This is a genomic window from Methylobacterium sp. CCH5-D2 (assembly GCF_001556475.1).
In the GTDB taxonomy this organism is placed as follows: Bacteria; Pseudomonadota; Alphaproteobacteria; order Rhizobiales; family Beijerinckiaceae; genus Methylobacterium; species Methylobacterium hispanicum.
On the sequence record NZ_LSIX01000027.1, the window covers coordinates 1 to 14,271 of the forward strand.

At 71.7% G+C, this 14,271-nt stretch carries 12 protein-coding genes; 10 read left to right on the plus strand and 2 right to left on the minus strand.

Annotation, left to right across the window (positions count from 1 at the left end; genetic code table 11):
- From AX737_RS00570 to AX737_RS00590, 5 genes are all read left to right on the plus strand, one after another.
- Window positions 1–908: cell division protein FtsQ/DivIB (locus AX737_RS00570; protein ID WP_245293372.1), on the plus strand; the 908-nt coding region annotated here is incomplete at its 5' end.
- A 56-nt stretch (window positions 909–964) separates the two neighbouring features.
- Window positions 965–2,287, plus strand: coding sequence for a cell division protein FtsA (gene ftsA, locus AX737_RS00575; RefSeq protein WP_066918156.1), 1,323 nt, complete (start codon window positions 965–967; stop codon window positions 2,285–2,287).
- Between the two features lie 96 nt (window positions 2,288–2,383).
- A complete protein-coding gene (gene ftsZ / locus AX737_RS00580) occupies window positions 2,384–4,150 on the plus strand; it encodes a cell division protein FtsZ (RefSeq protein WP_066918158.1) in 1,767 nt (588 codons plus the stop codon).
- A gap of 396 nt (window positions 4,151–4,546) precedes the next feature.
- Entirely contained in the window at window positions 4,547–5,488 is a 942-nt protein-coding gene (lpxC, locus tag AX737_RS00585) for a UDP-3-O-acyl-N-acetylglucosamine deacetylase (RefSeq protein ID WP_066918160.1), read from the plus strand.
- A gap of 230 nt (window positions 5,489–5,718) precedes the next feature.
- Window positions 5,719–6,609, plus strand: coding sequence for an outer membrane protein assembly factor BamD (locus AX737_RS00590; RefSeq protein ID WP_197430399.1), 891 nt, complete (start codon window positions 5,719–5,721; stop codon window positions 6,607–6,609).
- A 36-nt stretch (window positions 6,610–6,645) separates the two neighbouring features.
- On the opposite strand, the gene AX737_RS00595 is transcribed toward AX737_RS00590, so the two are convergent.
- Window positions 6,646–8,082: a beta-1,6-N-acetylglucosaminyltransferase gene (locus AX737_RS00595; protein WP_066918162.1), complete on the minus strand. Its 1,437-nt coding sequence runs from the start codon at window positions 8,080–8,082 to the stop codon at window positions 6,646–6,648.
- A 179-nt stretch (window positions 8,083–8,261) separates the two neighbouring features.
- On the opposite strand from AX737_RS00595, the gene recN reads away from it, so the two are divergent.
- From recN to AX737_RS00610, 3 genes are all read left to right on the plus strand, one after another.
- A complete protein-coding gene (recN, locus tag AX737_RS00600; protein ID WP_066918164.1) occupies window positions 8,262–9,935 on the plus strand; it encodes a DNA repair protein RecN in 1,674 nt (557 codons plus the stop codon).
- 22 nt (window positions 9,936–9,957) lie between these two features.
- A complete protein-coding gene (locus AX737_RS00605; protein ID WP_066918166.1) occupies window positions 9,958–11,088 on the plus strand; it encodes a glycosyltransferase family 2 protein in 1,131 nt (376 codons plus the stop codon).
- 180 nt (window positions 11,089–11,268) lie between these two features.
- Window positions 11,269–11,481 carry a hypothetical protein gene (locus AX737_RS00610; RefSeq protein WP_238230592.1) on the plus strand — a complete coding sequence of 71 codons (213 nt, stop codon included), beginning with the start codon at window positions 11,269–11,271 and terminating at the stop codon, window positions 11,479–11,481.
- Window positions 11,482–11,494: 13 nt separating this feature from the next.
- On the opposite strand, the gene AX737_RS00615 is transcribed toward AX737_RS00610, so the two are convergent.
- Window positions 11,495–11,740: a hypothetical protein gene (locus AX737_RS00615; protein ID WP_066918167.1), complete on the minus strand. Its 246-nt coding sequence runs from the start codon at window positions 11,738–11,740 to the stop codon at window positions 11,495–11,497.
- A 285-nt stretch (window positions 11,741–12,025) separates the two neighbouring features.
- Here AX737_RS00615 and pstS point away from each other — a divergent pair, with 285 nt between their 5' ends.
- The gene (gene pstS / locus AX737_RS00620) at window positions 12,026–13,069 is read left to right on the plus strand and encodes a phosphate ABC transporter substrate-binding protein PstS (protein WP_066918170.1); all 1,044 of its coding nucleotides are present in this window, start codon (window positions 12,026–12,028) and stop codon (window positions 13,067–13,069) included.
- 185 nt (window positions 13,070–13,254) lie between these two features.
- Entirely contained in the window at window positions 13,255–14,232 is a 978-nt protein-coding gene (gene pstC, locus AX737_RS00625; protein ID WP_066918172.1) for a phosphate ABC transporter permease subunit PstC, read from the plus strand.
- Window positions 14,233–14,271 lie beyond the last annotated feature (39 nt).

The window sequence follows — 14,271 nt, forward strand, 5'->3', positions numbered from 1 at the left end:
TCTCTGGGCCGCTGAGCCCCGCCGGCCCCGCCGCGGGACCGGTCGCGCGGCTGGCCGCGCGCCTCCTGCGCCGCTCGCCCTTCCGCAGCCTCCGCCCCCGGCTCCCGATCGAGCACCGCCTCCCCCGCGGCGTCGGCGCCGTCGGGCTCTCCGCGGCCTGCGCCGGCCTCGCGCTCGCCGGCTTCGTCGCGAGCGGCCGCTACGACGCCTTCGTGGCCGAGCAGGGCCGCCCCCTGGACATCGCCGCCCGCATCGCCGGGTTCGGCGTCGAGCGCGTCACCATCTCGGGCATCTCGCGCATGTACGAGCGGGAGGTGCTGACCGCGGCCGGCATCGACTGGCGCTCCTCCGTGCCCTTCCTCGACGTCGCCGAGGTGCGCGAGAAGCTGCTGCGCGTGCCGCTGATCGCCTCGGCCTCGGTCCGCAAGATCTACCCGAACGAGATCGTCATCACGCAGGTCGAGCGGGAGCCCGCCGCGCTCTGGCAGAAGAACGGCGAGGTCAGCGTGATCGCCGCCGACGGCACCGTGATCGACACGATGCGGGACGACCGCTACGCCAGCCTGCCGCTCGTCGTGGGCGAGGGCGCCAACGAGCGGCTCGCCGAATATCTCGGCCTGATCCAGGCCGCGGGCAGCCTCGGCGAGCGCGTCCGGGCCGGCACCTACGTCTCGGGCCGGCGCTGGACGCTGAAACTCGACGGCGTCGACATCCGCCTGCCCGAGGCCGACCCGGCCGCGGCGCTGGCCCGCCTCGTCGCCCTGCAGCGCGGCGAGCGGCTCCTCGACAAGGACATCATCGCGGTCGACCTCCGGATGCCGGACCGCGTGGTGGTCCGGCTGACCGAGGAGGCCGCCGCCGCCCGCGCCGAGGCGCAGAAGAAGACCAAGAAGGGGACGGCCTCGTGAGCGCGCCCGCCCGTTCTTCCACCCCTCTCGTCGTTCCTGTCGCCCGGTAGCGTTCGATGCACAGCCAGCACGGCCTCACGCCCCGACTGAAGCCGCTCTCGGCGCGCCGCGCCGCGACGCTCTCGGTGCTGGATATCGGCACCAGCAAGGTCGTCTGCCTCATCGCCGAGCTGCAGCCCGCCGAGGCGATGTCGACGCTCCGCGGCCGCACCCACCTCGCGCGCATCATCGGCATCGGCCACCAGCGCTCGCTCGGACTCAAGGGCGGCGCCATCGTGGACTTGGAGGCCGCCGAGGGCGCGATCCGGCAGGCCGTGCACGCGGCCGAGCGGATGGCCAAGGTCGAGGTCCAGTCCGTCATCGTGAACATGTCGGGCGGGCGCCTCGCCTCGCAGCACTTCCAGGCGCGGGTGAACGTCCGCACCGGCACCGTCACGGGCTCGGACGTCGAGCGCGTGCTCGAGACCGCGAGCGCCCACGGCGTCAGCCCCGGCCGGGCCGTGCTCCACGCCCTGCCGACCGGCTACGCGCTGGACGGCCAGGGCGCGGTGATCGACCCCTCCGGCATGATCGGCGAGGCGCTCGGCGTGGATCTCCACGTCGTCACCGCGGAGGCCGCGGCCGCCCGCAACGTGATGCTGGCGGTCGAGCACTGCCATCTGGGCGTCGAGGCGGTGATCGCCACGCCCTACGCGGCCGGCCTCTCGGCGCTCGTCGACGACGAGGCCGAGATGGGCGTCTGCGTCATCGACATGGGCGGCGGCACCACGAGCTTCGGCGTGTTCCAGGGCGGCCACCTCGTCCACACCGACGCGGTCGCGGTCGGCGGCCACCACGTCACCATGGACATCGCCCGCGGCCTCTCCACCCGGGTCGCGGCGGCCGAGCGGCTGAAGACGCTCTACGGCTCGGCCATCGCCACCCCGTCGGACGAGCGCGACATGATCGCGGTCCACGGCGTCGGCGAGGACGAGGGCGACGCGCCGGCCCACGTGCCGCGCTCCCAGCTCGTGCGGATCATCAAGCCGCGCGTCGAGGAGGTGGTCGAGCTGGTGCGCGACCGCCTGCGCAACGCGGGCTTCGCCGCCCAGGCCGGGCGCCGCGTGGTGCTCACCGGCGGGGCGAGCCAGCTCGTGGGCCTGCCCGAGGTGGCGCGCCGGGTGATGCAGGGCCAGGTCCGCATCGGCCGCCCGCTCGGCATCCGCGGCCTGCCCGAGGCCGCCAAGGGCCCGGCCTTCTCGGCCGCGGTCGGCCTGCTGGTCTACCCGCAGGTCGCCCATGCCGAGCACTTCGAGCCGCGCGGGCACAGCGCCTTCGCGCGGACCGGCACCGACGGGTATTTCGGCCGCATGGTCGAGTGGATCCGCGGCGGCTTCTGAGGTTTCGGCGGCCCGCCCCGGCGGTCCGCGAAAGAACGAGAAAACTCCGGCGTCTAGGCGCCCCAGCAATCCCAAGTTCACGAGAGGCTCGACACCATGGCCATTTCCCTCCAGGCCCCCGACATCCGCGAACTCAAGCCCCGCATCACCGTGTTCGGCGTCGGCGGCGCCGGCGGCAACGCCGTCAACAACATGATCGAGTCGGGTCTCCTCGGCTGCGAGTTCGTGGTCGCCAACACGGATGCGCAGGCGCTGACCTCCTCGAAGGCCGAGCGCGTGATCCAGATGGGCCTCGGCGTGACGCAGGGGCTGGGCGCCGGCTCGCACCCGGAGGTCGGCTCGGCCGCCGCCGACGAGGTGATCGACGAGATCCGCGACCAGCTCTCGGGCGCCCACATGTGCTTCATCACCGCCGGCATGGGCGGCGGCACCGGCACCGGCGCCGCCCCCGTCATCGCCCGCGCCGCGCGCGACATGGGCATCCTGACGGTCGGCGTCGTGACCAAGCCCTTCCAGTTCGAGGGCGTGCGCCGGATGCGCACGGCCGAGGCCGGCATCCAGGAGCTCCAGGCCTCCGTCGACACGCTCATCGTGATCCCGAACCAGAACCTGTTCCGGGTCGCCAACGAGAAGACCACCTTCGCGGACGCCTTCGCGATGGCCGACCAGGTGCTCTACTCGGGCGTCGCCTGCATCACCGACCTGATGGTGAAGGAGGGCCTGATCAACCTCGACTTCGCCGACGTGCGGGCGATCATGCGCGGCATGGGCAAGGCCATGATGGGCACGGGCGAGGCGTCGGGCGAGAAGCGCGCCAACCGCGCCGCCGAGGCCGCGATCGCCAACCCGCTCCTCGACGACGTCTCGATGAAGGGCGCGCGCGGCCTGCTGATCTCGATCACCGGCGGCTCGGACCTCACCCTGTACGAGCTCGACGAGGCCGCCACCCGCATCCGCGAGGAGGTCGATCAGGACGCCAACATCATCCTGGGCGCGACCTTCGACGAGAGCCTCGACGGCATCATCCGCGTGTCGGTGGTCGCCACCGGTATCGAGCCGGCGCTGATCTCGGCGAACTCGCCCAACAACCCGGCCATCGCCGAGACCGAGCAGCGCATCGCCGAGGTCGCCGAGCGCCTGCGCTCCGAGGCCCGCTCGCGGGCCGCCGCGGTGCACAGCGCCGCCATCCAGGCCCCGCCCGCGATCCGCACCGAGGCCCCGGCCCCGGTCGCCCAGGCTCCTGTCGCCCAGGCTCCCGCCGCCCTCGCGCCGCAGCCCGAGCCGGCCCCGGTCATGCGCGACGACGTCCTGCTGACCCAGGCCGCGCCGCGCGCCGCCGCCGCCTTCGTGCCGCCGCCGGCCGCCGCGCCGCAGCAGCCCGAGTTGCCGCAGCATCACGCCGGCCCGTTCGTGCCGCCGCGGCCGGCCGCGCCGGCCTCGGCCCCGCTCGCCCGCGCGCCCCGCATGCCGCAGATCCACGAGCTGCCGCAGATCGCCCAGAACCAGATCATGGCGAGCCGCAGCGAGCCGGCGGCGGCGGAGCCCGCCGACGCCAAGCGCACCTCGCTGCTGCGCCGCCTCGCCACGGTCGGCTTCGGCGGACGCCGCGAGGAGGAGACGGCTCCGCGCGCCGCGGCGCCCCAGGCCCCGATGCCGGCCGCGCCGCGCGTCCAGGCCCCGCAGGGTCATAGCGTCCCGCAGGGTCATCAGGCTCCCCAGGGCCATCACGCCCCGCAGCAGGCTCCGGCCTACCGCGCGCCCCAGGGCAACCTCGACGCGCAGGGCCGCAGCCAGCCCGCCACGCGGATGATGGACGACGATCACCTGGAGATCCCGGCCTTCCTGCGCCGGCAGGCGAACTGATCCACGGCGGGCCCGTCCCCGGGCCCGCTCACCCGCTGGAACGACCGCGACGCCCGCCGCCCGAGAGGACCGGCGGGCGCTTGCATACCCGGCGGTGAGGTTTTCGCGTCACATTCGACCGGCCGATTTAGGTTGCCGTTAACCATTCGTTAACTGATTGGCACATCAAGCTCTTTTCCAAATTGCGGCAGAAGCGTGACTGTAACAGACGGTAAGAATCCGTGATTTGGCCCGGCAATCCGGCGTGGCTATAGAAAAATCAGGACCAACGAGCGGGCCGCACCGGCGCCAGCCGGCAGCGAACCCAGGGGCACCAAGCAGCGGACGGATCGAACGATGACGGGCCCTCGCGAGCGGCGGGGGATCCGGCGGCAGGTCACGGCCGAGGGCTCAGGAATGCGAACGAACCAACAGACAACCCTCAAGGGCCCGGTGACGCTCAACGGCGTCGGTGTCCACTCCGGCAACCCTGCCGAGATCACCCTCCGGCCGGCACCCGCCAACCACGGTATCGCCTTCCTCCGCACCGGAATGCCCTCGGGCAACGACCGGCTCATCAAAGCCCACCACGCCTGCGTCTCCGCCACCGAGCTGTGCACCGTCATCGGCGACGTCGAGTCGGGCGCGGTCGCCACCATCGAGCACCTGATGTCCGCCCTGTTCGGTCTGGGCGTGGACAACGCCCTGGTCGAGATCGACGGGCCCGAGATGCCGATCCTCGACGGCAGCGCTCTCCCCTTCGTCAAGGCGATCGACGCGGTCGGCGTGACGGGCTGCGGCGCGCCGCGCCGCTGGATCAAGGTGCTGCGCCCCGTCCGCATCGAGAACGGCAAGGCCTTCGCCGAACTCCGCCCGATCGACCGGGGCTTCCGCCTCGACGTCGAGATCGATTTCGAGAACCCCGTCATCGGCCGCAGCCGCAAGGCGATGGATCTCAGCCCCGCCGCCTACCGCCGCGAGATCGCGGGCGCGCGCACCTTCGGCATGATGAAGGACGTGCAGCGCTACTGGAAGGCCGGCTTCGCGCTCGGCGCCTCCCTGGAGAACACGGTCGCGGTCGGCGACACCGACGTGGTGAACCCGGAGGGCCTGCGCTTCCCCGACGAGTTCGTCCGCCACAAGATCCTCGACGCCGTGGGCGACCTCGCGCTGGCCGGCCTGCCGATCCAGGGCGCCTACCGCTCCTATTGCGGCGGCCACCGCATGAATGTCGGCGTGCTCGACGCCCTCTTCGCCGACCGCGCCAACTACGCCATCGTCGAGGCCGTCGGCACCCGCCGCGAGACCGCGCTCGCCGAGTTCGGCCTCGGCCTCGCGGCCTTCGCGGGCGAACTCTGATCCCCGACAAAGCCGTTGCCGGCAGGCCACAGCCGCGCGCCGATCGCGCGAGATCCCGTCCTGCCGCTTTCGCGCCCGAATCGAACGTCACGGTGAATCGTCCGTGACGGATTCTCATCCCAGGCTTGCCGCGCGAGCCCGGATGGTCGAGACCCGCTCGGCACAGATCGTGTAAGGCCGGACGGTCCGCGTCGAAGACGGGCCGCGCCTGTTCGGGGAAAGTATCGCAGATGCGCCTCATCACTCGGAACCGCGGCAGGGCGATGCCCGTGCTCGTGACCGCGCCCGTGATCGTCCTGGCCCTCGGCCTGGGCGGCTGCGATTTCGATCCGACCGGCATCTTCGCCGAGAAGTACAAGCCCGAGGTCATTCAGGACACGCCGGCTGACAAGCTCTACAGCGAGGGCCTGGCGAAGCTCGAGGACAGCGATTACGAGGGCGCGGTCAAGAAGTTCGACGCGCTCGACAAGCAGTATTCCTACTCCGACTGGTCTCGGAAGGCGCTTCTGATGACCGCCTTCTCGAACTACCAGGGCGCGAAGTACGACGACGCGATCAACGCCTCGAAGCGCTACCTTCAGCGCCACCCGGCGAGCAAGGACGCGGCCTACGCCCAGTACCTGATGGCGATGTCGCACTACAAGCAGATCCCGGACGTGACGCGCGACCAGGACCGCTCCGAGAAGGCGCTCGCCGCCCTGCAGGAGCTGGTGCAGCGCTACCCGACCTCGGAATACGCCACCGACGCCAAGGCCAAGATCCAGATCACCCGCGACCAGCTCGCCGGCAAGGAGATGGATGTCGGACGCTACTACCTCGAGAAGCGCAACTTCCCGGCGGCGATCAACCGCTTCCGCGACGTGGTGGCCAAGTACCAGACCACGCGCCACGCCGAAGAGGCCCTGATGCGCCTGACAGAGGCCTACATGGCGCTCGGTATCACGGGGGAGGCCCAGAATTCGGCGGCCGTGCTCGGCCACAACTTCCCGGACAGCCCCTGGTACAAGGATGCGCACGCGCTCCTCTCCAGCGGCGGCCTGGAGCCGCGCGAGGAGAAGTCCTCGTTCCTCAGCAAGATCTACAGCTCGGTGATGGGCCGCAAGACCGCCTCGGCGGAGTAGCCCGGCTCCACGATCCTGAGGCGACGGCCGGCCCGATCAGGCCGGCCGTTTGCTTTTGAGGATCCGGCGCAGGCTCCAGGCGAGGCTGCGGGCGCGCGCCGCCGCCTCCTGCCGCACCGCAGCGATACCCCGGACCGGTTCCGGCGCGGGCGTCATCGCGAGGCCCTCGGCGACGCGGATGTAGGTCTCGATCAGCCGCACGAGACCGATCACGCTGCCGTCCGGCGGCCGCGTCCAGAAGCCGTGCGCCGGGTCCTCCGGCACCAGGATCTCCCGCCGGAAATCGAATTCCGGCACGCGGACCCGCAGGAGCGGAGCGGGACGCCCGTAGAGCCGGCGCGGCGCGAAGTCGATCTCGGGCCGCTCGGCCTCCAGCAGCAGCACCCGGAAGTGCCGGAGATCCTGCGAGAGGATGCGCACGTCGATGCCGTCCGGGATCCGGGCCGTGCGGAAGCGCAGGCTGAAGGACGGGTTGCGCAGGCCGAAGCGGAGGTTCGGCAGGTCGGCCTGCACGCCGCGCCCGCGGCGTACCACGCGGCTGGCCACGCGCCGGGCCAGCGCCGTCCCCTCAGCATCCGGAGCCTCCGCGGCCGCTTCCAGCGGAGCGCCGATCCGCGCGGAGAGGTCGGCCTCGCTCATGGCGGCCCAGCCTTCGAGGATGTCCGCGACCGCCTGGGGCAGGTGGGCCGGGCGCTTGCGGATGAACAGCCGGTCGCCCGCGCGGGCCGCGCGGAAATCCTCGGCCCGGAAGGTCATGTCGGCATTGCCCGAGATGTGGGGCCAGGCCACGAAGGTGGTCTCGCGCGGCTCGATCCGGCCGGCGTGGCCCCCATCGGCCGCCAGCAGCGTCTGCAGCATGTTCTCGTCGGGGTGGACCGCCGCGCGCAGGCGCGCGGCTTCCGGCGCGGTCCGGGCCGCGGCCGCGAGATGGGCGCAGGCCTGCCGCGAGAGGATGAACCAGTTGCTGCCGTGGCGCAGGCGGGCGAGGAAGTCCGGGTCGGGTTCGACCGGCACGACCCCGAAGCTGCCGATACCGGGCAGCTCGCGGTAGTCCATGCTGAAGCGGTGGGCGATGTCCGCCTGCGAGCCCGGGTTCATCGCACCGAAGGGCGTCGCGTCGACGTAGGAGATTCCCGGCTCCAGCGCCGCCGCGAGACCGGCCTCGTCCCGCAGGCGGCAATGCTGCTCACTCAGCACCACGAGGTGCGACCAGTCCGGTCCGGCGCCGAGCGCATGGTCGATCGCCTCCAGGGTCGTGGCGACCTGCGAGTAGCCCGCCCAGGCGTAGTGCCGGCTCGGCAGCACCGCCACGTTCGGGAAGGCCTCGCCGAGGCGTCGCACCGTCTCGTGCAGGGCGGCGGGCGCCTTCGCGTCCACGTGGTAGAGCAGCCGGTGCTCCGGCCGGTAGAGCGTGCGGAACTGGTCGCGGACGCAGGCGACGGAGGCGTGGCAGGTGATGAAATAGGCCGTCATGGTCCCGTCCGGCCTCGCGGATCCGGCGCGCCGCGGCGCGAAGCCTGGCCGCCAGCCTTCTAGCGACAGGTTGCGGGGCCGGTCCAGCCGTGGGCGGGGCGTCGATTTTTCCGCGTGAAGTCCGGCGGGCTTCCGTCTAGACCACGCGCGGGACCAGATGAGGGGAACCGGACAGACGCATGCTCGCGCAGCTTGCGATCCGCGACATCGTTCTGATCGACAAGCTCGAGCTGAACTTTCGCGACGGACTGAGCGTCCTCACCGGGGAGACGGGTGCGGGCAAGTCGATCCTGCTCGACGCCTTCGCGCTGGCGCTGGGCGGGCGCGGCGACGGCCGCCTCGTGCGCCACGGCGAGGGCCAGGGCGCCGTCACGGCAGTGTTCGACGTCGGGCTCGACCACCCGGCCCGCCGGATCGCCGCCGAGGCCGAGATCGACACCGAGGGCGACCTGATCCTGCGCCGCACCCAGATGGCGGACGGGCGCACCCGCGCCTTCGTCAACGACCAGCCGGTGGGCGTGCAGGTGCTCCGGGCGATCGGCGCGGCCCTCGTCGAGATCCACGGCCAGCACGACGACCGGGCCTTGTCGGACGCCGCGACGCATCGCGCGATCCTCGACGCCTTCGGCGGGCTGCAGGGCCCCCTCGCCGCGGTGACGGAGGCGGCCAGGCGCGTGCGCGGCGCGCGCGGCGCCCTCGAGAGCCACCGCGCCCGCGTCGAGGCGGCCCGCAAGGAGGTCGATTTCCTGCGCCACGCCGTCGAGGAGCTGGCCGAGCTCGATCCGAAGCCCGGCGAGGAGGCCCAGCTCGCCGAGCGCCGCACGGTGATGCAGCAGAGCGAGAAGGTCGCCCGCGACCTCAACGAGGCGCTGGAGGCCGTCGGCGGCTCGCATTCGGGCGTGCCGCACCTCTCCGCCGCGATCCGCAAGCTGGAGCGGCGCGCGGCCCAGCTGCCGGCGCTGGTCGACCCTTGCATCGCGGCGATCGACGCGGCGCTCAACGCCCTCGACGAGGCGCGCGCAGTGCTCGACGCGGCGGTCGCCGAGACCGAGTTCGACCCGCGCGAGCTGGAGCGGGTGGAGGAACGCCTGTTCGCGCTGCGCGCGGCGTCGCGCAAGTACAACGTGCCCGCCGACGACCTCGCGGCCTTGCGCGAGCGCTACGTCGCCGACGTCGCGGCAATCGACGCGGGCGAGGAGGCGCTCTCCGGGCTGGAACAGGCCCTCGCCGAGGCCGACGCGCTCTACGTCAAGGCCGCCGAGAAGCTCTCGGCCGGGCGGCGGCGCGCCGCCAAGCAGCTCGACGCCGCCGTGAAGGCCGAGCTGCCGCCGTTGAAGCTGGAGCGCGCCCGCTTCATCACGGAGATCACCTCCGACCCGGAGGCGCGCGACCCCGCCGGCACCGAGCGGGTGGAGTTCTGGGCACAGACGAATCCCGGCACGCGGCCCGGCCCGATGATGAAGGTGGCCTCGGGGGGCGAATTGTCCCGCTTCATGCTCGCGCTCAAGGTGGTGCTCGCCGACAAGGGCTCGGCCCCGACCCTGATCTTCGACGAGATCGACACCGGCGTCGGCGGCGCGGTGGCCGACGCGATCGGCGCCCGCCTCGCCCGGCTCTCGGCCACCGTGCAGGTGGTCTGCGTCACCCACGCGCCCCAGGTCGCGGCCCGGGCGCAGACGCATTTCCTGATCGCCAAGGCGCCCGTGAAGGGCAGCGACCGCGTCTCCACCCGCGTGACCACGCTGCCCGCCGAGGCGCGCCGCGAGGAGATCGCCCGGATGCTCGCGGGCGCCAGCGTGACCGACGAGGCCCGCGCCGCCGCCGTCAGCCTGCTCCAGGCGGCGACCGGCTAGCGGCCCGCGCCGGACGAGCCGCATGCCGCGACTCAGGGACACCTACTTCTTCCTGCTGGAGAACCCGGAGCACCGCAGCTTCGAGGCCTGCTGGCAGCTCTTCGACTACCGGACACGCAGCTTCGCGCGCGCCGTCTACGAGGATGCACGGCGCTTCCGCTTCGCGACCGAGGCGCACGCCTACAAGGACTGGCTGACGCACGGGCGGGCGCTCGGCCTGCGCTTCGCACCGGGCAAGGACACGCTCCTCAAGATCATCCTGAAGGTGAAGGACGAGCCGGTCCTGCTACCGCGGTGGATCGCCTATCACGCGGACATCGTCGGCCACCACAACCTCATCATCATGGATTGCGGCTCGACCGACCCCGAGCACCTGCGCGTCCTGGAGGCGTACCGGCGGCGGGTCCTGATCGTCGGATACGAAAGGTACTACGACACGATCCACGACACGGTCGGGAACGCCGCCTTCTACCACCTCATCGAGAAGAACTGCCGCTACGTCGCTGTGCTGGACGCGGACGAGTTCCTGTTCGGCCGGCGCGCCGGGACGATCGGCCCCGACAACGTTCTGCCGGTGCTGCGGGAGGGCAACGAGGGCGTCCATGCCGGGACCTGGTTCCCGAACGTCGCGTCGCCCGAGGAGGGGGCGGACGGGCCGGACTGGTCGCGGCCGATCCGGTTCGACATGTCGGCGGATTCCATCGGCCACGGCACCTTCGCGGGCAAGGCCGTCGTCCGCTCGGACCTGTGCCGGGCGGTCAGGCATGTCGGGCACAATCTCCACGAGCCGCAGGTGGCCGCGCGGCTGGGACCCGGCTCCTTCGGGCGCCTCGGGATCCTGCACGTCTCGCGCCTCGGGCGGGCGGCGACCCGGACGAGGATCCTGAAGCACCTGCATGCCCGCGCCATCGTGCCCCCGACGATCAGGGGGCTCGCGGAGGTCGAGCGCCACCTCCGGCAGCGCGTCCGGGAGGGTGGGCTCGACGCCGGCGCGCGGCACTACGTGGACCTGTTCCTCGACGCGGGCGCGCCGGCGGCGGAACCGTCCGCAACCTTCAGCACGGCCCTGATCGGTGGGGCGCGTTCGGAACGGAATGCCGATCTGGACCGACAGCTCGCGACCTTCGATTTCACACGGTTCCTCCCGCACTGAGTGGCCGGGCGGCAACACCCGCACGGATAGCGATCGCGGCTCGCAACCGGCCCCGCGGCGGCGCGTCATGCTTAACGTGAGGTTCCTGTTTACGGGTCGTTAAGCCTGTTTGCCGATCCTCGCAGAACAGCCGTCGGCCCGGCGGCGATACCGGGCGTTGCGTTTCTCGGAGGGGCCAGGATGAGCCGAGCCGCTATCGAAACGAAGCCTGACGAGAACGCCGCCCCGCCCTGCGAGGCCGACGCGGCCCAGAGCGTCGACACGCTGCATCTCGGCCTCACGCTGCGCTCGCTCTACGAGGACAGCATCGACAGGCAGCCGATCCCCGACTGCCAGATCGATCTCATCCTGCGCCTGCGCAGCAAGGAGCGGGCTCTGCGCCGCGCCAACTGAGAGAGGGGCGACGCTACCAGCGCCGCGCCCCGGGACCGCGCTTGTACTCCGCGGCGCGGATCATCGTCATCACCCGGTCGAGGCTGGCCAGAAGCGCGGTCTCCTCGTCCCGGGCGCGTGCGGCCTCGTTCGGATCGGGGCTGAAGCGCTGGCGCGCCTGCGCGAGCGCCAGGGCGCGTTCGAGGGCCTCGCGCTCCTCGTGCAGCGCCAGGAAGGCGCCGTCCGCGTCGGCGGCCTGATCGGGCAGAAGCGTGCCCACGTCGGTCGAACTCCGCTGGCTCGCGCGGCGCTGGCAGCGCCGCAGACCCGGGGAGAACGCGCGACCGAGCCGAAGCGTGCCAAATGCTGCGCCGCAAACTGATTTCCGCCGCGCGCGCGAGCCCTGTCATCCGTCTGTCACGTCCGTGTCATACCGCCGCATCGGCCAGGCCATAAGCGCTGTGGCGGCCGGAGCTTTCGGCCGATCGCAGGACGGCCGGGGATCCGGACACGCCCCGAGCCACATGTACCTGGCGCCCGGAATTCGGCGGCAACGGAGATTCACGTGAAGCCTTTCACCTACGCGCTCGCCCTGGGGCTGGCCACGGCCCAGCTCGTCCTGCCCGCCCGTGCCGCCGACATCACCGGTGCCGGCGCCACCTTTCCGTTCCCGGTCTACTCGAAGTGGGCCGAGGCCTACCGCAAGGAGACCGGCAACGGCCTGAACTATCAGTCGATCGGCTCCGGCGGCGGCATCAAGCAGATCCAGGCCAAGACGGTCGATTTCGGCGCCACCGACGCGCCGCTGAAGGGCGCCGCCCTCGAGAAGGACGGCCTCGTCCAGTTCCCGACCGTGATGGGCGGCGTCGTCACGGTGGTGAACATCCCCGGCGTCGAGCCCGGCAAGCTCAAGCTCACGGGCGAGCTCGTGGCGGACATCTACGCCGGCAAGATCACCAAGTGGTCCGACCCGAAGATCGCCGCGCTCAACGAGGGCCTGAAGCTGCCCGACGCGACGATCACCCCGGTCTACCGCTCGGACGCGTCGGGCACGACCAACATCTTCACCACCTACCTCTCCCAGGTCTCCGACGGCTGGAAGAAGGAGTACGGCGCGGCCACCACCGTGTCCTGGCCGACCGGCCAGGGCGGCAAGGGCAACGAGGGCGTCACCGCCACCGTCAAGCAGGTCCCGAACGCCATCGGCTACGTCGAGTCGGCCTACGCCAAGCAGAACAAGCTCAGCCACACGCTGATCCAGAACAAGGCCGGCAAGTTCCCGCAGCCCGACGACAAGTCGTTCCAGGCCGCCGCCGCCAGCGCCGACTGGAAGGCCCAGCCCGGCTTCGGCATCTCGCTGACCAACCAGGCCGGCGACGAGGCGTGGCCGATCACCGCCGCGACCTTCATCCTCGTCCACAAGGACGCGGCCGACGCGGCGAAGTCCGCCGAGGTGCTGAAGTTCTTCAACTGGGCCTACAAGAACGGGGACACGATGGCCTCCGAGCTCGACTACGTGCCGCTGCCGGACAACGTCGTCGCGCAGATCCACGAGGAGTGGAAGAGCGTGAAGGGCAAGGACGGCAAGCCCGTCCTCGGCAGCATGTAGGGACAGACCGGGGCGGCCCCGCCGCCCCGCGACCAATGTCCGGCCCAAGCCCGGTCCGAGCCCGGGCGTGGTCGGCCGGCATCTCACCCCGGACCGGGGAGGGATGCGCGCCTGCAGCCGACGGTCCGCCCTCGCGCCGGTCGCCGCCGCGCGCTAAACGCCCAACCCGGTGACGAGAACCGCGGATGACCACCTTGACCGATCAGATCGCGCTGGCCGAGACACGCAGCGTCGCGCGCCGCCGGGGCCCGAGTCGGGGCACCGACGCCCTCTTCCGCGGGGCAGCCTACGCCTCCGCCCTGCTGGTGCTGCTGGTGCTCGCCGGCATCCTGGGTTCGATCCTCTACGGCGGCTGGCCCGCCTTCCGGGAATTCGGCTTCGGCTTCCTCACCTCCAGCGCCTGGAACATCGGCACCGAGCAGTACGGCGCCCTCGTCGCGGTGATCGGCACGCTGGCCTCGGCGCTGCTCGCCCTCGTGATCGGCGTGCCGATCTCGCTCGGCATCGCGGTCTACCTGACGCAGCTCTGCCCCGGCTGGGCAAGGAAGCCCGTCGGCATGACGATCGAGCTGCTCGCGGCCGTGCCCAGCATCATCTACGGCATGTGGGGCCTGTTCATCTTCGCCCCGCTCTTCGCCCGCTTCGTGCAGGTGCCGGTCTCGAACCTCGTCGAGGGCATGCCGCTCGTCGGCACCCTGTTCTACGCGCGCGTGCCCTCGGGGGTCGGCATCCTCACCGCCGGCATCATCCTGGCGATCATGATCGTGCCCTTCGTGGCCTCGATCGCCCGCGACATGCTCGACCAGATCCCGACGATCCTGCGCGAGAGCGCCTACGGCATCGGCTGCACCACCTGGGAGGTGGTGCGCCACGTGCTGGTGCCGCAGGCCTCGGTCTCGATCATCGGCGCGATCATGCTGGGGCTCGGCCGCGCGCTCGGCGAGACGATGGCGGTCACCTTCGTGATCGGCAACGCCAACCGGCTCTCGGCCTCGATCTTCGACCCGGGCTCCACCATCGCGTCGCGCATCGCCAACGAGTTCAACGAGGCGGACGGCATGCAGCTCAACGCCCTGATGGCGCTCGGCTGCATCCTCTTCGTCATCACCTTCATCGTCCTCATCATCGCCCGCCTGCTGACGCGGCGCGCCAAGGTCGCCTGAGGAGGCAAGCTGTGGACGCCGCCAACACCCTCGCAGCGC